This is a genomic window from Microbacterium sp. LRZ72 (assembly GCF_033792225.1).
Lineage (GTDB): Bacteria > Actinomycetota > Actinomycetes > Actinomycetales > Microbacteriaceae > Microbacterium.
Genome location: NZ_JANGEX010000007.1, coordinates 122,830 through 148,220 on the forward strand (window position 1 = coordinate 122,830; position 25,391 = coordinate 148,220).

Here is a 25,391-nt window from a genome sequence, read left to right on the forward strand (position 1 = left end):
ATGCCAGCCCGAGTCCACGCCCTGCTCGTCGCGCGAGCCGACGGTGCGGGCGATCCCGATCTGGGGCACCTCGCACGCACCGTCGAGGCTCTGCGCGATCAGACCCGCGCCGTCGACGCGCTGACGATCGTCGTGGTCGGCGAGGCGACGCCCCGGCTGCACGAGCTGGCGGGGCGCGCGGCCGCGGAAGCGGTGATCGAGGCGCCGCGGGCCACCGGTCACGCCAACGCCCTTCGCATCGCCAGCGCCCGCCTCGGCGCCGCCGATGTCGTGTGGCTGCTCGCTCAGGACACCGCGCCCGACCCCGACGCGCTGCGGCTGCTCGCCGGCGCGCTCGAGACCCAGCCCTCCGTCTCTGTCGTCGGCCCGAAGGTGGTCGACTGGGACGACCCCGACCGCCTCGTCTCGCTGGGTGTCAGCATGACCCGGCTCGGCCGCACCGTCGGTCTGGTCGACGGTCAGCTCGACCAGGGCCAGCATGACCATCGACAGGATGCGCTGGCCGCCGACATCCGCGGGCTGCTCGTGCGGCGTGCCGTGTGGGACGCACTGCGCGGCGCCGACCCCGCCCTGCTCGGCGCCGACGAGGGTCTCGACATCGGTGTGCGTTCCCGCCTGAGCGGTGGGCGGGTCGTGCTCGTCCCGGGCGCCCGTGTGGCCGTGGCCGGCGACGGCGTCGCCGCACTGCCGGCGCCGATCGACGGCCGACGGCGACGGCGACGGCGCTTCGCCGCGCGCACCGCCCAGCTGCATCGCCGCCTCGCCTACGCCCCGCCCCTGGTGGCGCCGCTGGTCTGGCTCGCGCTGCTGCCGCTGGCACTGGCACGCACGGTCATGCATCTGGCGCGCAAGATGCCCTCGATGGTGCTGCCCGAGTGGGCCGCAACGCTCACGGTGGCCGCGCGGCTCGGGGCCATCGCCCGCTCGCGGCGGCGCATCCGCGAAGCCCCTCGGATGCTGGGAACCCGTGCCTCATGGTCGGCGCTCGCCCCGCTGCGCGTGCGGCGCGGGCAGCTCAAGAGGCGCTTCGACGAGACCGACGACGAGGGCGACGACATCGACCGGCGGGGCGAGCTGCACTTCTTCACGGGCGGTGGAGCGTGGGCGGTGCTGGGCTCGCTCGTGGTCGGCGCGGTCGCGTTCTTCTCACTGCTGGCCTGGCCCACCCTCGGCGGCGGCGGCCTGCTTCCCCTGCATGCCGCCCTCGGCGAGATCTGGAACGATGCCGCCTACGGTGCGCGCGCCCTCGGCCTGAACGACGTCGGCGCGGCCGACCCCTTCGCCGCCGTGGTCGCGGTCATCGGCTCGCTGACGTTCTGGCAGCCGTCGCAGGCGTTCGTGGTGCTCTGGGTGCTCGCCCTGCCCCTGGCCACCCTGGGCGGTTGGTTCGCCGCGGCACGGCTGACGCCGCGCGCGGGAGTGCGCATCGTCGGCGCCGTCGTCTGGACGCTCGCCCCGACCTTCCTCACGGCGCTCGCCGAGGGACGTTCCGCCGCTGTGCTCGTGCACCTGCTGCTGCCGTGGCTGTTCTTCGCGGGCAGCGTGGCCCGTCACTCGTGGGGTGCGGCCGGCGCGGCCTCGCTGCTGTTCGCGGCCGTCGCCGCGTGCGCGCCCTCCCTGATCCCCGCGCTGGTCGTCCTCTGGCTCGGCGTGTTCCTCGCCGCAGGGCGCGGCTCCGGCCGCGTCGCATGGCTGCCGGTCCCCGCGCTCGTGATGTTCGCCCCGCTCATCTGGGAGCGCGGCATCCGCGGCGGCGACTGGCTCGGCCTGTTCGCCGACCCGGGCGTCGTCTTCGCCTCGCCGCAGGCGGATGCGGACGCGGCGGGACGGATGCTGCTCGCGCTCGGATTCCCGACCCCCGACCTGGCCGGATGGGCCACCTTCGTCGAGGGCGCCGCGCTGTGGCCCGCGCTGCTCCTGGCGCCGCTCGGGGTGCTCGCCGCGGCGGCGCTCGCGACCGCGCGCTGGCGGGCGGCGGCGGTGCTCGTCGGCACCGCGCTGCTCGGCGTGGCGACCGCCTTCGTCGCCGTCGGCATCGAGGTGCAGTTCGCCGCCGACACGCCGGTTCCGCTCTGGCCCGGCGCCGCGCTCAGCCTGGCGTGGATCGGTCTCACCGGCGCGGCCGTGCTGACCCTGGACGCGCCGCTGCCGCGCACCCTGCGGGCCCTGCGGCCGTGGGCGGCAGGCATCGCCGTGACGGGGATCATCGTGCTGGCGATCCCCGGTCTGACGGCGATGCTGCGGGAGGAGGCGGTGCTGACCAACGGGCCCGACAGCACGCTGCCCGCCTATGTCGCCGCCGTGGGGCGCGAGGACCCGGATGTCGCGACCATCGTTCTCACACCCCTCGAGGACGGCGGGGTGCGGGCACGCGTCGTGTGGGGCACGGGGGAGACGCTGACCTCGCAGAGCACCGCCTTGACCACGCGTGCCGAGCCGACCGCCGAGGATCGCGACGTGGCCGCGCTGGCCGCCGACCTGGTCTCGCCGAGCGCGGCCGACATCGAGTCGGCCCTGTCGTCGGAGTCGATCGGGTTCGTGCTGCTCGCCGACGGCGCCGACACCGACGCTGCCGAGGCGCTCGCACTGCAGGCCGAAGCGTCGCTGGATGCCCGCGCCGGGCTCGAGGCGGTCGGAGACACCACGCGCGGAGAGCTGTGGCGCGTCGCCGGCGAACTCGACCCGCGGGACGAGCTGGCCCGCGACGAGCTTGCGATCCAGCGCACGATCACCCTGGTCCAGCTCGGGATCGTCGCCGTCGCGGTGCTGCTCGCCGTGCCCACCGTCGCCTCGCGGCGTGCAGCACGCACCCGGTCGCGGCTCGTGGGGGCGGCGCCGGCGGCCCGGCAGCGCCCCGGTGCCGCGGCGCGCGCGGACCGCCGCGAGATGCGTCGGCGGGCGGGTGCGGAGCGGTGGAGCCTGCTGCGGCGCACGCCGATCACGCCCGAGGCCGCGGCGACGGAGTCGGAGGCCGACCACGTGGCCGCCGACCGCGAGGCGGAGCTGGACGATCGCGACGTGGAGCCGGAGGACCGCGAGGTGGAGTCGGAGGGCCACGAGGTGGAGCCGGAAGACCACGGGGTGGAGCCGGAAGACCACGAGGCGGCGCCGGAAGATCACGGGGTGGAGCCGGACGACCGGGACGGCGACGAGCCCGCCGTCGGAGAGCCCGAGGCCGACGAGCCCGCCGCCGGAGAGCCCGAGGCCGACGAGCCCGCCGCCGGAGAGCCCGAGGCCGACGAGCCCGCCGCCGGAGAGAGCGCCGCTGCGGAGCCCGGCATCCACGACGAGGAGGGCCGGGACCGATGAGACGTGAGAATGTGCTGCGCGCGCTGACGACGAGCACCCGTGTCGTGCTCGCGGCCGTGGCCGTCGTCGTGATCGTCACGGCGGTGGTGATCGGCATCTCCGTTCCCTGGCCGAGCGTCGAGCGCGCGCCGCTCAGCCTGCAGCAGGCGCCGACGCCGTCCGAGACCGTCGCGGTCTGCCCGGGCGCGGTGCTCGCCGCCGGGCGCGTCGCCGGCGACGCGGGCGCGCTCAGCGTCGCGGCATCCGAACGCGTCGTCGCCGGAACCATCGACGCGGAGCACGACTCGGACACCCTCACCTCCGTCGCCGCGCCGGATGCCGACGGGCCGACCATACATCGGGTCACCCCGACCGACAGCGAGCCGGTCGCGCTGGCGGCCGCGCAGTCGGCACGGGTCACCGACGACGACCTCGCGGGCTTCGCCGCGGCGGCGTGCACGGCACCGCAGTTCGAATCCTGGCTCGTCGCGGGATCGACCTCGACCGGAGCGGCCGACATCATCCTCCTCGCCAATGCCGACGACGTCGCCGCCACGGTGGATGTGACCGTCTACACCCAGGACGGCGCGACCCTGCCGCCCGGCGGAGAAGACGTCGTCGTGCCCGCGCAGTCTCAGATCGCGCTGCCGCTGTCGGGAATCGCCCGCGGCGAGCTCGCTCCGGTGGTGCGGGTGCAGGCGGAGGGCGCCCCGATCGCCGCGTCGCTGCAGTCCACGCGCACCGTCACGCTCGAGGCGGTCGGCGTCGACGTGTCGGGCCCGAGCGAGCCGCCCGCGACCGAACAGGTGATCCCCGGGCTGCAGACGGTGGCGGATGCCGACCCCGACGTCGCCGGTTCCATCACCGCCCGTGCGCGGCTGCTCGCCCCGAGCGACGACACGACCGCGACGGTGACGGTGCGCGAGGTCGGACCCGACGGCGCCGAGGCCACGCCGCTGTCCGTGCCGCTCGAGGCCGGCATCCCCCTCGAACTCGATCTGCCGGGTTTGGCCGCAGGGCAGTACAGCATCCACGTCGAGGCATCGGCACCGGTGGTCTCCTCGGCCTGGGCGACGACCGCGGTGGCGGGGGAACGCGACTTCGCCTGGATGCCGTCCGCCCCACTCATCGACGACGACACCGTGCTCGCCGTCGCCCGGGCGTCGTCCGGCGTGGACGTGTCGATGCGCGTGGTCGCGGCCGATGCCGACGCCGAGGTCGTGCTCACGCCCACGGACGGAGGCTCGCCCGTCACCCTCGACGTCCCCGCCGGCGCGAGCGTCGCGGCCGACCTCCCGACCGGTGGCACGTGGACGTTCGAGACAACGGCGCCGGTGTATGCGGCCGTCTCGTACGCCTCCGACGAACAGCTCGGGGGCTACCCGGTGCAGCCGGGCCCGGTCGGCGCGAGCGCCGTGCGCGTCGTCCCCTGACGTGCGGGGTCAGAAGCGGAAGCGATCCGGCCCGAGGTCCCACGGGTCGCGGTCGAGGTATTCGGCGGCGGCGCGGAACACGATGCCCTCGACGATCATGCGGCGGTGCAGATCGTCCTCCTGATGGGGTCGACTGAGGCGCTCCACCGGCATCCGGTAGATGACGATGCGCTGCGCGGCGCGGTCCACGTGCCAGCGCGGGATGCCGTCGGGCCCTGCCTCCGCCGGCATCCCCGCGATCTCGAACCGCACGTCCTGAAGATCGGGCCAGGCCGAGCGCAGGAATTCCGAGGCCGCGCCGACGGCGATGTCGAACCGTTCGAACCGCGTGTCGACGGGCCCGATCGGCGGGCGGACGACGGAGCTGCGGCCCTGCCGGCCGTGCCGGCCGTGCCGGTCGGGTCGTGCGACGAGCGCGGAGCGGCGGGATGTCCTGCCGCGGCGTGAGACCATGCCTCGATCCTACCGACGGGGCGCGGTGCGGGTCCGCCGGGAGGGGCGGCGCGGCGCCGGGCGGTCGGCGACCCGGGGGATAGGCTGACGACGATGTACGGACGACTTTGCTCCAAGGTGGGTTGCGCCCGGGAGGCCGTGGCCACCCTCACCTACGACTACGGCGACCAGATGGCCGCGCTCGGCCCCCTCGGCGCCGCGGACGACCCTCACGCGCACGACCTGTGCGCCATCCACACCGACCGCATGTCGGTTCCCAAGGGGTGGGTCGTCGTCCGGCACGAGACCATGCGGGCCTGACGGGTCCGGCTGAGGCCGTCCGACCTGGCGGCCACCCCCGTGGGAGAATGGGCGGATGCCGCAGACCACCGCACCCGCCCCCGCCGATCGTCACACCACGGCCCCTGACTTCGACGTGCGCGTCCTGACGCTCGCCGCGGCCGGCCGGCACCAGATCCGTCTGGCCGAGAACGAGATGCCCGGTCTGATGGCGCTGCGGGAGGAGTTCGGCCCGTCGCAGCCGCTGCGCGGCGCCCGCATCGCAGGGTCGCTGCACATGACGGTGCAGACCGCCGTGCTGATCGAGACGCTGGTCGCGCTCGGGGCTCAGGTGCGCTGGGCCAGCTGCAACATCTACTCCACCCAGGACGAGGCCGCTGCGGCCGTCGTCGTCGGACCCGCCGGCACCCCCGACGACCCCCGGGGTGTGCCCGTGTTCGCCTGGAAGGGCGAGACGCTCGAGGAGTACTGGGCCTGCACCGACCGCATCTTCGACTGGTCGCGCGAGGGCTTCGAAGGACCGAACCTGATCCTCGACGACGGCGGCGACGCCACCCTGCTCGTGCACAAGGGCGTGGAGTTCGAGAAGGCCGGGCGCGTGCCCGAGGCCGCGGCATCCGACCCGCACGAGTACGCCGTCATCCTCGACACGCTGCGCGCGAGCATCGCCGCCGATCCGCAGCGGTGGACGCGCCTGGCGCAGGGCCTGCTCGGCGTGACCGAGGAGACGACCACCGGGGTGCACCGGCTGTACGAGCTGGCGGCATCCGGCGAGCTGCTCTTTGCCGCGATCAACGTCAACGACTCGGTCACCAAGAGCAAGTTCGACAACAAGTACGGCATCCGGCACTCGCTTCCGGACGGGCTGAACCGCGCCACCGATGTGCTGATGGGCGGCAAGACGGCCTTCGTCGTCGGCTACGGCGACGTCGGCAAGGGCGCCGCCGAAGCGCTGCGCGGCCAGGGCGCCCGCGTGATCGTGGGCGAGATCGACCCGATCTGCGCGCTGCAGGCGGCGATGGACGGGTTCCAGGTGGCGCGACTCGAGGCCGTCGCCGACACCGTCGACATCGTCGTGTCGGGCACCGGGAACGCGAACGTCGTGCGCACCGAGCACCTGCTGGCTCTGAAGCACCTGGCGATCGTCGCCAACGTCGGGCATTTCGACAACGAGATCGACATGGCCGGACTCGCCGCCATCGACGGGGTCGAGAAGGTCGAGATCAAGCCCCAGGTGCACGAATGGCGCCTGCCGAATGGACGCAGTGTTCTCGTGCTCAGCGAGGGACGCCTCATGAACCTGGGCAACGCCACGGGTCATCCCTCGTTCGTGATGAGCGCGTCGTTCACCAACCAGGTGCTCGCCCAGCTCGAGCTGTACATGCGCCGCGAGGAGTACCCGATCGGCGTGTACACCCTGCCGAAGGTGCTCGACGAGAAGGTCGCGCGCCTGCACCTGGCGGCGCTCGGGGTCGAGCTCACCGAGCTGACGCCGGCCCAGGCGGCCTACATCGGCGTGCCGGTCGAGGGTCCGTACAAGCTCGACCACTACCGGTACTGAGACGCCGCGCCGCCGGCTGTCGCTAGAGCGGCGGCTGCTCGGCTCGGGCGGCCGGGGCGAGGGCCTCGACCCGCGCCTGCCGGTTCTGCAGCGCACGGTACTCACGGTCGCGCCGCACGGCCGCCACGGCGAAGAGCGCGGTCACGGCATCCGCGGGCGGCGGGGGAGAGACGTACCCGGATGCCTCGGCCACCAGCTCGTGCGCGATGCGCTCACGGGCCGCGGGAGCCAGACGATCGCTCTGCCGCAGGAACTGCGCGACGCGCCGGGCCAGGCGGTCGGGCAGCCGGGCGACGTCGGCCGTCGCCGCCCACTGCTCCAGTTGCGGCGGCACCGGCGGAAGCGGCGCGGGCAGGGGCGGCACGCGCGTGCGCTGCGCGTAGGTGCCCGCGAGCAGATCGCCCAGGCGCTGGGCGCGCGGGGTGAAGGCCGCCGTGATGACGGCGACGACGCCGAGGGTGAAGTAGATCTCGAACACCCCGACCAGTGCCCGGATGAACGCCTGCCGGAATCCCGAGGCGCCCCCGTCCATCCGCACGATGCGCGAGCCGACGGCCAGCCGGCCCAGGCTGCGCCCGCGGCTGGCGGTCTCGACCGCCGTGGGCAGCACGACCGTGACGCCCACGAGCGCGACGATCGTCGCGATCCCCATCACCGAGGCCGGCAGCACGGCCGACAGCGGCCCGGCGCCGATGACGAAGACGAGCAGCAGCAGCGCGGCGGCGATCAGCAGGTCGATCACCGCGCCGAGCGCGCGCAGAAAGAGCCCCACGGGCTGCACGTCGAGGGCCACCGCCTCGCCCGTCAGCACCTCGTCCTGATGCACGTGGGTCAGCTCGGGGATGCCGGCGCCGCTCATGCGGGTAGTTTAGGCGGCGTGGACCTCGATGCACTCACCGCCGCCCGCTCCGCGGAGTGGGAGCGGCTCGCGCAGCTCGAGCGTCTGCGCCGGCCCTCCGGCGAAGACGTGGACGAGCTCGTCGAGCGTTACCAGTCGGCATCCGCGGATCTGGCCGATCTGAAGACGTCGGCCGGCCGCACGCCCCAGGCCGACGTCGTCTCGACCCTCATCGCGGGCGCACGGCTTCGGCTGACGGGGTCGGGGGAGAACCCCCTGCGTGCCCTGCCGCGCTTCTTCGCGCTGCAGCTGCCCGCCGCTCTCTACCGGCTGCGCTGGACCACGCTGGTGATCGCCGCGGCTTTCGTCGCCATCGTGGCCGTGATCGCGGTGTGGATCTCGCGCGACCCCGCGCTCGTGGCGGCGCTGGGAGAGGAAGCCGATCTGGCGTACTACGCCGAGCGCGAGTTCGTCGACTACTACACCGAGAACCCCGCGGCGGCGTTCGCGGGAACGGTCTGGACCAACAACGCGTGGATCGCCGCGCAGTGCGTGATGTTCGGCATCACCGGCTTCTGGCCCGTCATGGTGCTGATGCAGAACGCGGTGGGCGTGGGCACGGCCGCGGCCGTCATGTTCGCGTTCGACGCGGGCGACGTGTTCGTGCTGTACATCCTGCCGCATGGCCTGCTCGAGCTCACCAGCATCTTCGTGGCCGGGGCGGCGGGACTGCACATCTTCTGGTCGTGGATCGCGCCCGGTCCGCGGTCGCGGGGCCAGGCGCTGGCTGCCGCGGGACGTTCGCTGGGGACCGTGACCATCGGTCTGGTGCTGGCGCTGCTGCTCTCGGGGCTCGTCGAGGGCTTCGTCACCGGCCAGACCTGGCCGTGGCCCGTCAAGATCGGCATCGGCGCCGCGGCGCTCGGTGTGTTCCTGTTCTACATGCTGTGGGTCGGCGGCCGCGCTACTCGCGCAGGGGAGACGGGGGACCTGACGGAGGCGGAACGGGGAACGCCCACGCTGGTGGCGGGCTGAGCGCCCTCACGCCTCGGGCGCGGCCCTCTCGCCGAACAGGGAACGGTGGGCCCAGCCCGCGGCGACCGCACCGACGATCGGGAACACGATGAACACCCACAGCTGCACGAGCGCCTCGGGGCCGCCGTAGAGGGCGGTGGCGAACGAGCGGGCGGGATTCGCCGCCCCGTTGTCGACCGGGATGCTGACGAGGTAGATCAGACCGAACATCAGGCCCACGCCGATGCCGCTGACGCGCGGCGCGGTGCCCGTGCTCGGGCGTGAGGTCGAGAGAACGACGAGCATCAGCAGGAACACGAGGATGACCTCGATGATGATCGCCGCAGCGATCCCGAAGCCGCCAGGCGAGAGGGCGCCCCATCCGCTGCTGGCGAAGCCGCCGTCCTGTGCCGCCGTGAGCCACCCCTCGGGGCCGAACAGGCCCACGAGCACGATCGCCGTCGTGGCGGCGGCCCCACCGACCATCTGCGCCGCGATGTAGCCGCCGACCTCGCGCCAGGCGAAGCGTCCGGCCGCAGCGAGTCCGAGGGTGAGGGCCGGATTGAAGTGTCCGCCCGAGAGGGGACCGAAGGCGTAGGCGGCGACGGCGGCGGCCAGACCGACGGCCGCGGATGCCGCGAGCGAGACCACACCGACCGCAGACACATCGCCCGCGCCGGCCAGGGAAGAGCCGAAGAGCACCGCGCCGACCAGGCCGAAGACGATCAGGAACGTGCCGAACCCCTCGGCGGCGAGTCGTGCACCCGTCGACGGCGGCGTGCCGCGCGGCACGGGGCCGGGTCGTTCGGTGCTGCTCGGTTCGGTCATCGGGTGCTCCCTCGGGCGGGCGGCTCCGTGGCGGGTGCGGCGCGGCGGAGGATGGATGCGGGGCCCGCGACACGGCGGGGCCCCATCCAGCATGATGGCACCGGCATCCGCCCGCCCACCGGGGGCACGCCGATCCGGCGGTGAACGTGCCACCTCGCCCGCAACGCCGCGAGGGGCGGACGGGATGACCCCGTCCGCCCCTCGCGGGAACGGCGTTCGCGCTCGCCTCAGACCGTGACGGGCTCCTGCTCCGGCTCGCCGCTGTAGGGCGCGCCCGGGGAGTCGGCTCCGGCATCCACACCCACGCGGGCGCGGATCTTGTCGGCCGTGGTCTGGTCCACCTGCGTCCAGTACCACAGGAACCGCTCCTTGACCTCGGGGCGCGTGAGCGACTCGTACTGTCCGACGAGGGTGTCGACGAAGCGGGCCCGCTGCTCGTCGTCGAAGACCTCGCGCACGAGCGTGCCGGCCTGACCGAAGTCGTCGTCCTCGGCGCGCGGGATGTAGGCCGAGCGGACGAACTCGCCGTCGGCCTGCCAGCCGCCGCCTTCGGCCGCGGCGGCCGGGTCGGCCTGCGGCCCGCCGAGGGAGTTCGGCGCGTAGACCGGACGCTCGCCGCCGCTGTAGAAGTGGCGCATCGATCCCTCCTTGCCGTAGGAGTTCACCTGCGTCAGCGGACGGTTCACCGGCAGCTCGTTGTAGTTGGTGCCGATGCGGTAGCGGTGGGCGTCGGCGTAGGAGAAGATGCGCGCGAGGAGCATCTTGTCGGGGCTCGCGTCGATGCCGGGCACGAAGTTCGACGGCTCGAAGGCGGCCTGCTCGATCTCGGCGAAGTAGTTGACCGGGTTGCGGTTGAGCTCGAACTCGCCGATCGTGATCAGCGGGTAGTCCTCGTGCGGCCAGATCTTCGTCAGGTCGAACGGGTTGAACCGATACGTCTTGGCGTCCTCGTACGGCATGACCTGCACCTTGACCGTCCACTTCGGGTGGTCGCCGCGCTCGATCGCGTCGTACAGGTCACGCAGGTAGTAGTCGGTGTCCTCGCCGACGATCTGCTGCGCCTGCTCGCCGGTGATGTTCTCGGTGCCGTTCACCGCGTGGAAGTGGTACTTCACCCAGAACCGCTCGCCGTCGGCGTTGGTCCACTGGTACGTGTGCGAACCGTAGCCGTTGACCGTGCGCCAGGATGCCGGCAGGCCCCGGTCGCCCATGAGGTAGGTGACCTGGTGCGCCGACTCGGGAGAGAGGGTCCAGAAGTCCCACTGCATGTCGGCGTCGCGCAGGTGGGTGTGGGGGAGGCGCTTCTGCGAGCGGATGAAGTCGGGGAACTTGATGCCGTCGCGGATGAAGAAGACCGGCGTGTTGTTGCCGACGATGTCGTAGTTGCCCTCGGTCGTGTAGAACTTCAGCGCGAAGCCGCGCACGTCGCGCCACGTGTCGGGCGAGCCGAGCTCACCGGCGACGGAGGAGAAGCGCAGCAGCAGGGGCGTCTCGGCGCCCTTCTGGAACAGCGCGGCGCGCGTGTACTGCGACACGTCCTCCGTGATGGTCATCGTGCCGAAGGCGCCGCCGCCCTTGGCGTGCACGACGCGCTCGGGCACGCGCTCGCGGTTGAACTGCGCGAGCTTCTCGACCAGGTAGTGGTCGTGCAGAACCGGGGGGCCGTCGGGCCCGACCGTGCGCGAGAACTCGTCGGACGCGACGGGTGCCCCGTTGTCCTTCGTGGTGTGGTTCGGTTCGGTCATCTCTGATTCCTTTCGCATTCGGCGCAGATGGCCCGGAAGGTCACGTTCGCCTCGAGGACGCGCATGCCGTGGTCATGGGAGGGGTGCAGGCACGGTGCCTCGCCGACGGCGCAGTCGACGTCTTCGACGCGGGCGCACACGACGCACTGCACGTGGTGGTGGTTGTCGTCCGCGCGGTGCAGCTCGTACAGGGCGCTCGGCGCGGCCGGCAGGCTCACGCGGCGCACCAGGCCGGCATCCGTCAGATCGTTCACCACTCCGTGGACGGTCTGCAGGGCGATGCCCGGCAGGCGATCGCGCACCGCGTGGTGAAGAGCGTCGACGGGGGCGTGCGGCGCCTCGGCGAGCGCCGTCAGCACCGCGGTGCGCTGTGCCGTGACGCGCATGCCGGCGTGGCGCAGAAGCGCGGAGGCATCGGACGCGGTGCTCTCGTGCCTGGCGGCGTTCTCGGGCTGCGTCTCGGTCATCGACCTCAGCCTAGCCAATCCTGAATCATTCGCAAACACGAACCGGTCGCGTCTTGTCGGGGTGTCCGGTCGGGACCCGAGCGCAGGCGTGAACTCGAGCAGAACTGCGGGGGTGCGCGCCGACACGCCGGATGCCGGGGCTGGATGGCGGCGTGCCGCCCGGGCGAACCGCAGTTGTGCACGCACGGTCGTGCGTCGGCGCGGACCGGCGGCAGGGACCGCCGGCAGGGACCGGCTCCGGCGGGCACCGGGTCAGAGCCCGCCGCGGGCCTTCAGCTCGAGGTAGCGGTCCGCGACGAGAGGGGGTAGACGCTCGGGCGTCGCCGTCAGCGCGTCGGCACCGAGCCGCACGAACATCCGGGCCAGTCCCCGCGCGTCGGCGAGCGTGCGCTCGGCCGCGGCCGCGAGCCAGATGTCCTCGCTCGTATGACGCTCCTGCGCCGCGACCTCGATCTCGTCGTCGGTGGCGGCGGCCACCAGCACGCGGGCCTTCGCGGTCCATGCGGGCAGCGCGCCGAGCAGCGACCTGCTGGCGGCGGCGGCATCGGCGGCGGTGAGCGCCACGATCAGGGAGGGCCGCGTGGTGAACCGGGCTGCCTCGCGCGTGGCGGTCTCCCAGTCGGTGTCGATCAGCTGCGGTTCGACGCCGGCGAGCGCGTCGACGAGCGCGGGCAGCAGCGCCGCGCCCCGCGCGCCGGTGACGCGGGCGCGCACGACCCGGTCGACGCACAGCACGTGCACGTGGTCGCCGGCCCGATCGGCCAGGGCGGCCAGCAGCAGGGTCGCCTCGATGTCGGCGTCCAGCCGGGTGCCGTCACCGACCCGCGCCGCCGAGGTGCGCCCGGTGTCGACCACGATCACGACGTGGCGGTCGCGCTCGGGACGCCACGTGCGCAGCATGGTCGTGCGCGAGCGCGCCGTGGCCCGCCAGTCGATCGAGCGCACATCGTCGCCGCGCACGTACTCGCGCAGCGAGTCGAACTCGGTGCCCCGCCCGCGCACGAGCACACTGGTGCTGCCATCGAGTTCCCGCAGGCGCTGCAGCCGGGAGGGCAGGTGCCGTCGCGAGGCGAACGGGGGCAGCACGCGCACGGATGCGGGCTGCGCGAGCACGGCCTGGCGCCCGGCCAGACCGAGCGGGCCCCGGGAGCGCACCGCGACGAACGCGGCTCGTCGCTCGCCCCGGCGCCGCGGCCGCAGCCCGATCGTCACGTCGCGCGCCTCGCCCGCGGGCACGTCGAGCGCGGCGCGGTCGGGCTCGGCTCCGGCCGTGGGCTCCCACCCGTCGCGCAGCATGCCTGCCAGCCGGCGGCGGCCCGTGTTGACGACGCGCACCCGCACCGCCACGGGCTCGCCGAGCCGCACGCGCGCGGGAAGCTCGCGGTCGACGCGCACCCGGCGGGGGTCGGCGGCCAGCAGCGCGTCGACGACGGCCGCACCTTCGGCCCCGACCAGCCAGGCGAGTGCGACGGCCCACGCGATCGGAGCGGAACCGCCGCCGGCCGCCGAGAGCAACGCGACGGGCACCACACCGATCCCGATCAGCAGCGCGAGTCGACCCGTGACGAACATGCGGACCGCCTAGATGGGAACGCGGGTCTGCTGCTGCACCGAGCGCAGCACGGCGTCGGGGGAGACCCCCTCGATCTCGGCCTCGGGCCGCAGCCGCAGCCGGTGCCGCCACACGGGCACGAGCATCGTCTGCACGTGATCCGGCGTGATGGCCGGGTATCCGCCGAGCCAGGCCCATGCCTTCGCGGCGGCCAGCAGCGCCGTGGTGGCGCGCGGGCTGACGCCGAGGAGCACGGACGGGGCTGAGCGCGTGGCCCGTGCAAGGTCGACGACGTACGCCAGCACGTCGTCATCCACCGTCACCGCTGCGGCGGCACTCTGGGCGGCGTGCACGTCTTCGATGGCGACCGCGGTCTGCACACCGGCGGCATCCAGGTCGCGGGGCGAGAATCCGTCGGCGTGCCGGCGCAGCAGCATCACCTCGGCGTCCCGGTCGGGCACGTCGACGACGAGCTTCAGCAGAAAGCGGTCGAGCTGGGCCTCGGGGAGCGAATAGGTGCCCTCGTGCTCGATCGGGTTCTGCGTCGCGGCCACGAGGAACGGGTCGGGCAGGGGACGGGTGACGCCGTCGGCCGAGACCTGCCGCTCCTCCATCGCCTCGAGCAGCGCGGCCTGCGTCTTGGGCGGGGTGCGGTTGATCTCGTCGGCGAGCAGAACGTGGGTGAACACGGGTCCCTCACGGAACTCGAACTCGCCCGACCGGGCGTCGTACACGAGCGAGCCCGATACGTCGCCGGGCATCAGGTCGGGGGTGAATTGGATGCGGGTCGTCGACAGGTCGAGTGCGCGGCTGAACGCGCGCACGAGGAGCGTCTTGGCCACACCGGGAACGCCCTCGAGCAGCACATGCCCGCGCGCGAGCAGGGCGACCAGCATCCCCGTCACGGCGCGATCCTGCCCCACCACGGCCTTGCCGACCTCGGTGCGCACGCGGCTCATCGCCTCGCGCAGCGCGTCGTCTGTCATCCGGTTCTCCCTTCGCCATTGACGGCGGCGTGCACCGCCGTCTCGATCTCGCGCAACCCGTCGCTGAGCGCGAGCAGGTCGCGGTCGGTGCGGGGGACGTCGTCGACCAGGATGCCGCGCACGGCCTCACGGGGGCGGTCGAGCAGCGCCGCGGCGCTGTCGGCGACATCCTCGTCGGACGCCGCTGCGCCCACCCCGACCAGTCCCGCGATGCGGCCGAGCGTGCCGACGCGCAGCGCGCGAGCGGCATGCGCGTGGTCGCGTCCACGGGCATACAGCCGTGCCCGGCCCTGCATCGTCTCGGACGCGCGCACCGTCACGGGCAGTCGCTCGTGCACGAGCGGTCCGAACCGCCGGCCGCGCCACATCGCGGCGGCTGCGGCAGCCCCCGCGAGCAGGACGATCGCGGGCGTGACCCATCCCGGCGTGAGCTCGCCCAGCGTCGGGGGCGCGGTGAACTCCGCGTCGTCGACCGAGGGCACGTACCAGACCAGATGCTCGCGGCGGCCCATCAGCCCGAGTGCGAGGGCAGCGTTGCCCTCATCCGCCAACCGGTCGTTCGCGACCACCTCGTGCCCGTCCACGACGACGGCGCGGCCGCCGTCATGGGGCGCCACGAGCAGACCGAAGCCGTCGGCGGCCGGATAGCAGGCGCTCACGTCGGTCGCGTCGTCGGGGACGAACACCCGGCCGGGGACGATGGTGCCGGCGCGGGCGGCATCCGGCTGATCGCAGTGCGGTGCGACGGCGGTGGCGGGAGCGACGGTGCCCGCCGTGGCGCCGGGGATCAGCGCCGCCACGCCGCGGGCGCGGGGATCGATGAGCACGACGTCGGTTGCCGCGGCGAAGAGCCCGCGCAGGGATTCATCGCTCAACAGGGGCGAGTCGACCGTGACCAGGGTGGCATCGGGCTGGCGCGCCAGGGCGTCGAGGGCATCATCGCGGTCGCGCGCGACCTCGACGTCGACGCCGCCCGAACGCAGCAGTTCGGCGACGGCTCGGGCGCCGTCCGGTCCCGCGCTCTCGGGATCGAGCGCGCCGCGGTCCGACCATTCGCCGATGCCCGACAGCGCCGCCGCCGCGGAACCGACGACGACCAGGAACGCGGCGATCGCGACCCACGACCAGGCCGCGCGGCGCCGGCCGGGGCGCGTGGGCGGTGCGGACGGGGCGCGCTCGTCGCGAGCTGCGGGAGAGACCGCAGTCACCGCGCCACCGCTTCCGTCGCGGGCCGTTCGCGCAGCAGCGCCTCGTCGAGACGGGCGAGCAGAGCGTAGGAATCGGGTGTGGCGGGGCGGCGCAGGTACCGCACGTCGTCGAAGATGTCGGCCGCGGCATCCACGTCCGCGGCGTGGGCGGGGAACACCGCGCCCGCACGTCGGGCGAACGCCTGCACGGTGGCGCCGGGGCCCAGATCGACGGCGCCACGTTCGAGCGCGCTGCGGGCGAGCGCCCGGAAGCGCAGGGCGATGGCCTCGTCCCACGCGCCCGCCGTCGCGGCGCGCTCCGCATCCGTGCGCAGCGCCGCCGCGTCGCGTTCGTCTCGGTCGCCGAACAGCAGTGCGGGCGCCGCCTGCGAGCGGGCGACGGCGCGGGGCCGCCCCCAGATCACGAACGCGATGACGATGAGCCCGACGATCGCGAGCACCGCCGCCACGAGCAGCACCGCGCCCAGCCCCGAGGGGGCCTGCACGCCGAACAGCGCGTCGATCGCATCACCGATCGCCTGCGCCAGAAGGTCGATCGGCGTCGGCTGGGCGATGTCGTACTCGGCGCGCTGCAGTTCCTGCTCCGCGAGCCGCCGCGCCTCGTCCCGGTCGGGTTCCAGCGGTGGCGGAGGGAGGGGATCGAGCCGGCTCAGCCCCATCCGCTCACGCCCCTCGGCTCGGCGGGGGCGGTGCGTCGTCGTCACCGGGTGCCGCCCACTCCGTCGAAGCGGGGCGGCCCCCTTGCGGCGGCTGTGGCGGTGACGTGGCGTCCCGGGGCGCGTCGACGTCGCGGTCCGGAGCGACGGCCGCACCGCCGCCCGCGGCATCCGCTTCACCATCGCCGGGCAGACGGCGTGCGGGGGTCGCCGGCGATCCGGGAGCCGGGGCGCCGGGCACAGGCGCGGGCGGCGACGCCGGGTGCGTGGCCGGCGCCGCGCGCCCGATGCCCATCGTCCACGGGTCCGCGAGATCGGGGACGCCGGCGTCCCGCCGCTCGACGTACGAGAGCAGATCGATGTCGAGTCCCTCGTGCCGCATGCGGCAGTCCACGTAGATGAGCGTGGACGCCGTCGCCTGGACGACGATCGCGACGGCCTGCACGAGCAGGGTGATGATGTAGGTCAGCCCCAGGGTCACGATCAGCGCGATGACGGCACCGGAGGTCGGCTCACCGGTGGGGGAGAAGATCGTGGTCAGCCCGCTGCCCGCGAACGACAGCGGCAGGCTGACGAACTGCGACACCGTGCCGAACAGCAGCGAGATGAGCACGATGACGCCGAGCGCGGGCCAGAAGCGGCCGCGGATGAGCCGCCACGAGCGGCCGATGGCCGCGAAGAGGCCTGCCCGCTCGAGGATGAGCGCACCCGGCACGAGCAGCAGCTTGGTCGACAGCCAGAGATAGAGAGGGATCGCCCCGAGGACCGCGAGCACCGAGAACGGGATCGCCAGCAGCGGCGACGTGGTGACCGCGATGAGCACCACCACCCCGACGACGACCGCGACGAACACCGCGATCGCCACGAAGACGAGCAGGCTGTAGCCGAGCAGCCGCCAGATGGCCGGCCTGACGCGGCGCCACAGGGCGCCGACCGTCAGCTTCTCTGCGACGGCGGCGTGGGCGACCTCGCCGACGACGACGGCCTGCACGATGATCTGCATCGCCATCGCGAGCAGGCCGAGCACGAACGCGGTGAGCCCGGTGATCAGTGTGGAACCCGCGGTGATCGCGTCCCAGTCGTCGGTTCCGGGTGTGACGGTGTCGAGCCGCGAGTACGACAGCCACGCGACGCCGCCGATGCCGGCGATCAGCAGCAGATAGACCAGCCCGATGGTGCCGAGGGCGAAGCCGAGCAGCACCCGGGGGTTGTGCCGCAGGGCCGAGAATGAGCGGCCGAGGATCATTCCGAACGTCAGCGGATGCAGCGGGATGATGCCCGGGCGCGGGGCCGGGGTCCAGGCGGGGTAGGCGGTCATGTGCTCTCCAGCGGCGGGCGGGCGACGGATGCCGGCTGCGAGGTCAACGCGCCTCGCGACCATCGTGGCACCGTGACCATCGTGGCACCCCGACCATCGTGTCACAGGGGCGCGACACTCCCGGCCCCGGCGGTGCACGGCGAGTACCCGACCGGTGTCGACTACTGTGTGGGTATCGGCGCGGGGGCGCCGCGCCCCGGAACCTGGTCGCAGAAGGACGAAACGCCGTTCCATGACATCACGCATCCTGGTGGTCGACGACGACACCGCGCTCGCCGAGATGATCGGCATCGTGCTGCGCGCCGAGGGTTTCGAGCCCCTCTTCTGCGTCGACGGGGCGGCCGCCGTCGAGGCGTTCCGCGCGGAGCAGCCCGACCTGATCCTGCTCGATCTGATGCTGCCCGGCATGGACGGCATCGAGGTCTGCACGCGCGTGCGCGCCGAGTCCGGCGTGCCCATCATCATGCTCACCGCGCGCACCGACACGGCCGACGTCGTGAAGGGCCTCGAATCCGGTGCCGACGACTACATCGTCAAGCCGTTCAACCCCAAAGAACTCGTCGCCCGCATCCGCACCCGGCTGCGCCCGGCCCCCGAGGCGTCGCAGACGGTGCTGCACATCGGCGATCTCAGCGTCGACGTCGACGCGCACGAAGTGCGCCGCGACGATGAGCCCATCGCGCTGACGCCGCTCGAGTTCGAACTGCTCGTCGCTCTCGCCGAGAAACCGCAGCAGGTCTTCTCGCGCGAGATGCTGCTGGAACAGGTATGGGGCTACCACTACAAGGCCGACACCCGCCTGGTCAACGTGCACGTGCAGCGCCTGCGCGCCAAGGTCGAGCTCGACCCCGACAACCCCAAGATCGTCACGACGGTGCGCGGCGTGGGTTATCGCGCCGGCGCCGCGGTCTGAGCCGATGTCGCGGCGAGCGGCCGACAGCGGGGGCCAGCCCGTCGCCCCGACCACCCGCACGTCGGTCACGTTCGACTGGCGGCATCCGGCCACGTGGCCCGAGGGATCGTCGGCGCTGTGGCGCACCTCGCTGCGCTTTCGCACCCTGCTGATCACGCTCGCCTGCACGGCGCTGGCGATCGCCATCGCGTGCGTGTGGATGGCGCTGGCCATCCAGAACGACCTCTTCCAGTCGCGCCTCGAGCAGGTGCAGGGTGACTCGAGCCGCGCGGCGGTGGCCGCGCAGCGCACGCTGGACTCGGCCGAACCGCAGGGCGACCGAGTGCGCCTGCAGAACCTCATGGCCGCCGTGAGTATCGAGATCGCCCGCCAGTCCGCCACCGACCGCATCGCGCTGTTCCGGGTGGACACCGAGCCGTCGTCGATCGCGCCGCCGAACATCGGAGCCGGCGGGCTGACGGAGGATCTGATCTCGGACGGGCTCCGCGAACGCGTGCAGACGCAGCCGTCGACGCAGTGGTGGCAGTCCATCGCGCTGACGGATGCCGGAGGCGCCGAGATCCCCGGCATCGTCGTCGGCCAGCAGCTCGCCGTCCCCGACGTGGGGGCGTACGAGCTGTACCTCGCGTACGACCTCGAGGCGGCGTCGCAGACCCTCGGGTTCGTGCAGGTGACCCTGTGGATCGTCGGCGTGGCCCTGCTCGTGCTGATCGGCGCGATCTCGTGGTTCGTGCTGCGCTCCGTCGCCACGCCGATCTCCGAGGCCGCCGACACCAGCGCACAGCTCGCGTCCGGCCACCTCGAGGTGCGCCTGCCGGTGCGCGGCGAGGACGAGCTCGCCACGCTCGGCCGTTCCTTCAACGCCATGGCCGACAGCATCCAGACGCAGATCAAGGAGCTGGCGGAGCTCTCCCTCGTGCAGCAGAGGTTCGTCTCGGACGTCTCGCACGAACTGCGCACCCCGCTGACGACGATCCGCCTCGCCGCCGACATGATCAACGACCAGCGTGAGAGCTTCGATCCTGCGACGGCCCGCGCCGCCGAGCTGCTCTACGCCCAGGTCGAACGGTTCGAGATCCTGCTGACCGACCTGCTCGAGATCAGCAGGTACGATGCCGGATCCGTGCTGCTGGAGCTCGAGCCGACGAGCCTGGCGCACCTGGCCGAGGACGTGATCGAATCGATGGACCAGCTCGCCCAGCAGCACGGCAGCGACGTGCGCCTCGTCGCCCCCGGCGGATATTCTCCCGTCGACATGGATGCCCGACGCGTGCGGCGCATCGTGCGCAATCTGCTGGGCAATGCGATCGAGCACGGAGAGGGGCGACCCATCGTGGTGACTGTCGACAGCAATGCCTCCGCCGTCGCGATCGGTGTGCGCGACTACGGTCTCGGCATGCGGCCCGGCGACGCGGAGCGCGTCTTCGACAGGTTCTGGCGTGCCGACCCCTCCCGCAAGCGTTCCATCGGCGGCTCGGGGCTGGGGCTGTCCATCGCGCTCGGCGACGCACGTCTGCACGGCGGATCGCTGGCGGTCTGGAGCGAAGCCGGACGCGGGTCGAACTTCGTGCTCACGCTGCCTCGCCAGCCCGGTGTGCCGATCGACGCCTCGCCCCTGCGGCTCGAGGCCGACAACGACGACCACGCCCCGCTCGAGGACCTGGGCGTGCTGCAGCCCGAGCCGGACGGCGCGGGTGACGACGGCGGCATCCCGCGCGGGCGGGGGAGCAGCTCGTGAGGGCTCGGACGGTCGCCGCACTCACGGCACTGGTGCTCGTACTGGCGGGCTGCGCGGGCCTTCCGCGCAGCGGACCGGTCAACCCAGGCCCGGAGCTGGGGTCGGAACCCGTCGTGCCCGATTTCTCGTTCTTCCCGGACGGCCCCCAACCGGGCGCCACCCCGCGCCAGATCGTGGAGGGGTTCGTCTCGGCCGCGACGAACCCCGAGGACGGGTGGGCGACCGCGCGACTGTTCCTGGCACCGGACGTGCGCGAGGAGTGGGACCCGCTGAGCGGCGTGACGATCGACGAGCTCGGGGAGCGCGAGATCGCCGAGCTCGATGACGACACGGTCGAGATCGAGGCCGAGCCCATCGCGGACCTCGACGCCGCCGGCGCATACAGCGCCGTCGCGGACGGTGGCGCGAGCTTCACGTACGAGCTCGCCGAGCAGGAGGACGGGGAGTGGCGCATCAGCGTCGCACCGACCGGGCTGCTCCTGGATGCCGAGTCCTTCGACACCGTGTTCCGCTCTGCGTCGATCATGTACTTCGATCCCGCATGGCGGTTCCTCGTTCCGGACGTGCGCTGGTATCCGGAGCGCACGAACCTTGCCACCCACATCGCTCAGGCGATCGTCGAGGGCGTCCCGAGTCCCTGGCTGGCGGAGTCCGTCGTCTCGGCGGTGCCCGAGGATGTCGCGCTCTCACAGCAGGCCGTCACCGTCGAGGCGGGCGTCGCGCAGGTCGAGTTGAGCTCGTCCGCGCTCGAAGCCGATCCCGTCGCGCTCGGACGGATGCTGCGGCAGCTGCAGGGGAGCCTCGGCGGCACCGGCATCACGGGAGTGGAACTGCTCGTCGACGGGGCCGCGCTGTCGGTTCAGCCGGCGCGCGTGGAAAGCACCTCGATCGATGCGCAGCCGCTCGTGCTCGCCGCCGACGGCTTCGGCTACCTGTCGGGAGACGAGGTCACCCCGATCGAGGGGCTGAGCGAGGCCGTGGAGGGCCTCGGCATCGTCTCGGCCGCGCTCGGGCGTGGAGCAGAGGCGGTGGCCGTGCGCACCGAGGGGGGAGCGTTCCGGGTCGACGCCGAGAGCGGAGTCACGCCCGTCGACGCCCGCGCCGGGATGATCGATCCCGCGATCGACCCGGACGGTGCCATCTGGAGCGTGCCGGCCGGTTCCCCCGGTCGGCTGCAGGCCACGACCGCGGACGGGGAGCCGATCGCGATCGAGGGGGCCTGGTCGGGTTTCGACGGCATCGAGGCGATGCAGGTCTCGCGGGACGGGACAAGGATGGCCGCGATCGTCCGGTCGGGCGCGACCTCGTGGCTCACCGTCTCCGGCATCATCCGCGATGCGGACCTGCGCCCGGTGGGGCTGGGAGAGCCCGTGCGCCTGAACGCCCTCGCGGGCGAGTCGGGCGATGTCGCGTGGCTCGACGACCAGACGCTCGCCGCCGTCGTCGAGGGGACCGACGCCGCTCTCGTACGGGAGCAGACGGTCGGCGGGCTCTCGGTGCAGGAAGACGCACCGGGGCCGGAGATCGCGGCGCTGGCGGCAGGAGCGACATCCGCCTCCGTGCGGGCGCTCGTCCCCGAGGGTGATCTGTACCAGCGCCGCGGGATCGCCTGGACGCTCGCGGCCGAGGGCGTCGCCGTTCTCGGCTCGCAGCTCGGCTCCGGCTGACGCGGCCGCCGCGCGCGCCACCCGCCCTCCCCGCGACACGCCGGGCGGCGTTCTCCCCGACGGGCGTCTCCCGCCGCCTCGCCGCGCGCCGGGCGGCGCACGCTCGTGAGGTGGCCGATCCGAGACGCGCAGCCGCCGCGCTCGCCCGTGCGATACGCGAGGCCGGCGACCTCGTCATCCCGGTCGACTGCGTCGTGTGCCGGCGTGCGCCCGGGCCCGTCTGTGCGCGGTGCGCGCGCGATCTCGTGCCGGCTCCGGCATCCATCGCGCGTCTTGCCGGAGGCGCCCCCATCGTGGTCGGAGCGATGCACACCGGGGCCGTGGCCGCCGTGCTGCGGGCGATCAAGGACGAGGCGCGGCCGGGGCTGGTGCGTCATCTGGGCCCGCTGCTCGCCGCGGCGCTGGCCACCCTCGCGCGCGACGTGGATGCCGCGGCATCCACCCTCACCCCGGTGACGGTTCCCGGCACGCGCAGGTCCGATCGCGCCCGCGGTTTCCGCGTGACCGACAGGTGCTGCCGTGTCATCGGGGTGGCGCCCCACCGGGCGCTGGCCCTCGTGCGGCAGCCGGGTGATCAGCGGGGTCTCGACCGCGACGAACGGGTGGCGAATGTCGCAGCCAGCATGCGGGCGAGGGACGTGGCGGGACGACGGATCGTGATCGTCGACGACGTCGTCACGACCGGGGCGACCCTCGCCGAGGCCGCTCGGGCCGTGACCGCGGCGGGTGGCCTCGTGGTCGGCGCCGCCGCCGTCTCGGCGACCCCGCGCCACGGCGGACCCCGTGGCGGGCACGGGGGACGCGGGTGAGATCCATGCGTGACACCTTCGGGGGCGGGGGCTACGGTGGAGGGCACAAAGGCGACCGCGGTCCGCCCTTGTGGGGGCGGACCGTCCCGAACAAGGAGGTCACAGATGGAAACCAGCATCGTCGGCGTGGGCGTGAGCGTCACCGACAGGTTCCGTTCGGTTGTCGAGGAGAAGGTGGTGCGCATCGAGCAACTCGCTTCGCGCGCGCAACGCATCGATATCAAGGTCACCCATCGGGCCTACCGCAACGGACGCGTGCCGGATGACATCGTCGAGCTGACGCTGGTGGGCAAGGGTCCACTCGTTCGGGCGGAAGCCACGGACGGCGACAAGTTCGCCGCGCTCGACTTCGCGGTCGACAAGATGTGCGAGCAGCTGCGGCGGCTGAAGGGCAAGCGAGTCGATGCCCGCAACCACCCGCGCGGCGCCCACTTCGAGAAGGGCAGCGGGGAGCTCGAGGGCATCGACGTCGAACCCGCGTCGATCGAGACGATCCGGGCCGTCGAGAACGGCGAGACGCCCCCCTCTCAGAAGGAGGAAGAGGAGTACACGCCCGTCGTCATCCGGGTCAAGAGCTTCGACGCGGAGTGGATGACGGCGGAGGAGGCCGTCGACCGCATGGAGCTGGTTGGGCACGACTTCTTCCTGTTCGTCGATGCGCGCACCGACCACCCCAGTGTGGTGTATCGCCGCAAGGGCTGGGACTACGGCGTGATCTCGCTCGAGACGCAGGCGCCGCCCGAGGCGGCCCTCGCCTCATAGCGCGATCAGGCAAGGAGGGGTGCGACCGACCGGTCGCGCCCCTCCTCGCCTGTCTGGGGCCTCCGGCGCCGGTTGGCACGCTGCCCCTGGCCTTGCGGCTGCACTTTTCGGCCGCGGCGCCAGCGATCGCCGGCGCCGGCGCCGAAAAGTGCAGCCGCAATGGGGGTGAGGGCCGCGAGCGGTCGCGTGCGATCAGGGCGCGGACTACGGGGCCGGCGTGCGTGTGGATGCCGCGTGCGTGTGGATGCCGCGTGTGTTTGGATGCCGCGTGCGTGTGGATGCCGGTGCGTCCGGATGCCGCGGCCGGCCTCAATCGAAGATGTCGCCGAGCAGGCCGCCGATGACCATGCTGCCGAGCAGGCCGCCCATTCCACCCATGCCGCCGCCCCCGCGACCGCCCCAGCCGCCACCGCCGCCACCGCCGCCCCAGCCCTCGTCGGGACGGGACGAGTCGATGTCGCGCTGCGCCAGGTGAAGAGCCTCGCTGGCCAGAGCGCCCGAGCGGCGGGCCAGCTGCAGCGCCTGCTCCCGGGACTCATCGGCGTCGGGCAGCCGCTCGATGTCGGTGCGCGCCCGCTCGGCCTCGGCGAGCCGGGTGCGGGCATCGGCGCCGATCCAGCCGCGGTGGCCCGCGATCACGCTGCGCGCCATGTGCAGCTGCCGCTCGGCGTCGTCGATCGCGTGGCGAACGTGCGCGATGTCGGGCAGCGGTCTGGCTGCGCGCTCGCGCGCCTTGTCGATCGCGGCATCCAAGGCGCCGTTCGCCTCCCGCAGGCGGGAGAGATCCTCGAACGGATCGGAGCGCGCGCCCGGCGACGGCAGCGCGCCGAGTGCCCGCTCGAGTGCGGTGACGGCGGCGACGACCTCGGGCGTCTGCGGCTCATCGCGCACGGCGACGAGATCGCCGCGCGAATCCTCGACGACATCGGCGAGCGTCGTCTCGGCGCGCAGCGCCTCGATCTCCCAGCCGTCCACGGCATCGAGCAGCGTCACGGCTCGCCGCACCGCCTCGGTGGCCGCCTCGAGCGCCACGTGCGCCTGTTCGCGCTGGCCCGCCTCGCGCCGCCGGGTCGAGACATCGGCGCTGTGATCGGCGAAGGCCAGAAGCTGCTCGGCCTCGTCGGGGTTGGCGGCGATCTGGTGCAGGGCGGCGTCGCTGTAGCGGGCCGACAGGCGCGCGACCACCTCGTGGGCGGGGTCGATCCGGGCTCGCAGGCGCTGGGCGTCCGCGCGCACGCGGGCCAGGATCTCGGGTGCGCGCCGCACGCGTTCGATCGCCTCTTCGAGCGCCGCGGTGCGCTCCTCCAGCAGATCTTCCGCCCAGCCGCCCAGCTGGATGATGCGGGCATTCCGGGTGCGCAGCTCGTCGGGGGTGTCGGGGATCTCGTCGTGGTTCAGCTGGTGCAGGTGGAACGCCTCGCCCATGTGGGCGCGAACGGCTTCGAGCGCTTCCCGCAGGTCCTTCGTGGGAGCGGTGCCCAGCTCGGCCTCGGCGAAGTCGAGCTCGTCGACCGTCAGACGCATGCGCTCGTCGGCCGCGACCAGCGCGGCTCCCGCGCGGCGGGCGAGGTCTGCGTCCTGCGCATCCTGCTCCGCCTGTTTTTCGCGCTTGCGCTTGCCCCAGAACCCGGCCATGCCTTCGATCCTAGATCGGCGCGGCGCGCACTCCGCACCGGCGCACCGCCACTGATTCGGTGGTGCGCGCACACACAGCCGTGCGTCAGGCCGGATGCGGGGGAATGGCCTGCAGGTCGGTCAGGTCGATCGGCTGGGTCGGGGGCAGGGCCGAATCGTTCGTCGTCGAGGGCGGTCCGGATGCCGGAACGTGCGCAATCATGTGATGCCTTTCGCTCGTGGCTCCATCATGCGCCGGACG

General features: G+C 73.1%; 21 protein-coding genes. 10 read left to right on the top strand and 11 right to left on the bottom strand.

The genetic code is table 11. The features are described from left to right. Together M4I32_RS09540 and M4I32_RS09545 are read left to right on the top strand one after the other, a co-directional pair. Positions 1-3,309, top strand: a complete 3,309-nt coding sequence (locus M4I32_RS09540) for a glycosyltransferase (protein ID WP_319034252.1) — start codon at positions 1-3, stop codon at positions 3,307-3,309. Then, complete coding sequence (locus M4I32_RS09545) at positions 3,306-4,721, top strand: DUF5719 family protein (protein ID WP_319034253.1); 1,416 nt, start codon at positions 3,306-3,308, stop codon at positions 4,719-4,721. The genes M4I32_RS09540 and M4I32_RS09545 overlap by 4 nt, the downstream gene beginning before the upstream one ends. A 9-nt stretch (positions 4,722-4,730) precedes the next feature. Here M4I32_RS09545 and M4I32_RS09550 read toward each other — a convergent pair whose 3' ends face one another. Next, complete coding sequence (locus M4I32_RS09550) at positions 4,731-5,174, bottom strand: metallopeptidase family protein (protein ID WP_319034254.1); 444 nt, start codon at positions 5,172-5,174, stop codon at positions 4,731-4,733. A gap of 93 nt (positions 5,175-5,267) precedes the next feature. Here M4I32_RS09550 and M4I32_RS09555 point away from each other — a divergent pair, with 93 nt between their 5' ends. Next, a complete protein-coding gene (locus M4I32_RS09555) occupies positions 5,268-5,474 on the top strand; it encodes a DUF3499 family protein (protein WP_319034255.1) in 207 nt (68 codons plus the stop codon). Between the two features lie 55 nt (positions 5,475-5,529). Then, positions 5,530-7,014 carry an adenosylhomocysteinase gene (ahcY, locus tag M4I32_RS09560; protein WP_319034256.1) on the top strand — a complete coding sequence of 495 codons (1,485 nt, stop codon included), beginning with the start codon at positions 5,530-5,532 and terminating at the stop codon, positions 7,012-7,014. Between the two features lie 22 nt (positions 7,015-7,036). On the opposite strand, the gene M4I32_RS09565 is transcribed toward ahcY, so the two are convergent. Next, positions 7,037-7,873: an RDD family protein gene (locus tag M4I32_RS09565; RefSeq protein ID WP_319034257.1), complete on the bottom strand. Its 837-nt coding sequence runs from the start codon at positions 7,871-7,873 to the stop codon at positions 7,037-7,039. Between the two features lie 18 nt (positions 7,874-7,891). Here M4I32_RS09565 and M4I32_RS09570 point away from each other — a divergent pair, with 18 nt between their 5' ends. Next, positions 7,892-8,887: a stage II sporulation protein M gene (locus M4I32_RS09570; RefSeq protein WP_319034258.1), complete on the top strand. Its 996-nt coding sequence runs from the start codon at positions 7,892-7,894 to the stop codon at positions 8,885-8,887. A gap of 6 nt (positions 8,888-8,893) precedes the next feature. Here the strand turns inward: M4I32_RS09570 and M4I32_RS09575 are convergent, their stop codons facing one another. The 8 genes from M4I32_RS09575 to M4I32_RS09610 all read right to left on the bottom strand — a co-directional run bounded on the left by M4I32_RS09575 (position 8,894) and on the right by M4I32_RS09610 (position 17,626). Beyond that, positions 8,894-9,694: an aquaporin gene (locus M4I32_RS09575; RefSeq protein ID WP_319034259.1), complete on the bottom strand. Its 801-nt coding sequence runs from the start codon at positions 9,692-9,694 to the stop codon at positions 8,894-8,896. Between the two features lie 227 nt (positions 9,695-9,921). Continuing rightward, positions 9,922-11,439 (bottom strand): catalase, encoded by a 1,518-nt coding sequence (locus M4I32_RS09580; protein WP_319034260.1) that lies wholly within the window; start codon positions 11,437-11,439, stop codon positions 9,922-9,924. Beyond that, positions 11,436-11,906: a Fur family transcriptional regulator gene (locus tag M4I32_RS09585; RefSeq protein WP_319034261.1), complete on the bottom strand. Its 471-nt coding sequence runs from the start codon at positions 11,904-11,906 to the stop codon at positions 11,436-11,438. Before M4I32_RS09585 ends, M4I32_RS09580 begins: the two co-directional genes overlap by 4 nt. A 252-nt stretch (positions 11,907-12,158) precedes the next feature. Beyond that, positions 12,159-13,478, bottom strand: coding sequence for a DUF58 domain-containing protein (locus tag M4I32_RS09590; RefSeq protein ID WP_319034262.1), 1,320 nt, complete (start codon positions 13,476-13,478; stop codon positions 12,159-12,161). Between the two features lie 9 nt (positions 13,479-13,487). Next, the gene (locus tag M4I32_RS09595; protein ID WP_319034263.1) at positions 13,488-14,444 is read right to left on the bottom strand and encodes a MoxR family ATPase; all 957 of its coding nucleotides are present in this window, start codon (positions 14,442-14,444) and stop codon (positions 13,488-13,490) included. Beyond that, on the bottom strand, positions 14,441-15,652 hold the full coding sequence (locus M4I32_RS09600) for a DUF4350 domain-containing protein (RefSeq protein WP_319034264.1): 1,212 nt from the start codon (positions 15,650-15,652) through the stop codon (positions 14,441-14,443). Before M4I32_RS09600 ends, M4I32_RS09595 begins: the two co-directional genes overlap by 4 nt. Further along, a complete protein-coding gene (locus M4I32_RS09605; protein WP_319034265.1) occupies positions 15,649-16,356 on the bottom strand; it encodes a DUF4129 domain-containing protein in 708 nt (235 codons plus the stop codon). The genes M4I32_RS09600 and M4I32_RS09605 overlap by 4 nt, the downstream gene beginning before the upstream one ends. Beyond that, positions 16,316-17,626 carry a glycerophosphoryl diester phosphodiesterase membrane domain-containing protein gene (locus tag M4I32_RS09610; protein ID WP_319034266.1) on the bottom strand — a complete coding sequence of 437 codons (1,311 nt, stop codon included), beginning with the start codon at positions 17,624-17,626 and terminating at the stop codon, positions 16,316-16,318. The genes M4I32_RS09605 and M4I32_RS09610 overlap by 41 nt, the downstream gene beginning before the upstream one ends. A gap of 232 nt (positions 17,627-17,858) precedes the next feature. Between M4I32_RS09610 and mtrA the strand changes: the two genes are divergently transcribed. The 5 genes from mtrA to hpf all read left to right on the top strand — a co-directional run bounded on the left by mtrA (position 17,859) and on the right by hpf (position 23,515). Next, entirely contained in the window at positions 17,859-18,539 is a 681-nt protein-coding gene (gene mtrA, locus M4I32_RS09615; RefSeq protein ID WP_319034267.1) for an MtrAB system response regulator MtrA, read from the top strand. A gap of 4 nt (positions 18,540-18,543) precedes the next feature. Further along, positions 18,544-20,277 carry an MtrAB system histidine kinase MtrB gene (gene mtrB / locus M4I32_RS09620; RefSeq protein WP_319034268.1) on the top strand — a complete coding sequence of 578 codons (1,734 nt, stop codon included), beginning with the start codon at positions 18,544-18,546 and terminating at the stop codon, positions 20,275-20,277. After that, positions 20,274-21,944, top strand: coding sequence for an LpqB family beta-propeller domain-containing protein (locus tag M4I32_RS09625; RefSeq protein ID WP_319034269.1), 1,671 nt, complete (start codon positions 20,274-20,276; stop codon positions 21,942-21,944). The genes mtrB and M4I32_RS09625 overlap by 4 nt, the downstream gene beginning before the upstream one ends. 110 nt (positions 21,945-22,054) lie before the next feature. Beyond that, entirely contained in the window at positions 22,055-22,753 is a 699-nt protein-coding gene (locus tag M4I32_RS09630) for a ComF family protein (protein WP_319034270.1), read from the top strand. A 105-nt stretch (positions 22,754-22,858) separates the two neighbouring features. Continuing rightward, positions 22,859-23,515 (top strand): ribosome hibernation-promoting factor, HPF/YfiA family, encoded by a 657-nt coding sequence (gene hpf, locus M4I32_RS09635; RefSeq protein ID WP_319034271.1) that lies wholly within the window; start codon positions 22,859-22,861, stop codon positions 23,513-23,515. 309 nt (positions 23,516-23,824) lie between these two features. Here the strand turns inward: hpf and M4I32_RS09640 are convergent, their stop codons facing one another. Beyond that, positions 23,825-25,150 (bottom strand): hypothetical protein, encoded by a 1,326-nt coding sequence (locus M4I32_RS09640; RefSeq protein ID WP_319034272.1) that lies wholly within the window; start codon positions 25,148-25,150, stop codon positions 23,825-23,827. Positions 25,151-25,391: the final 241 nt, after the last annotated feature.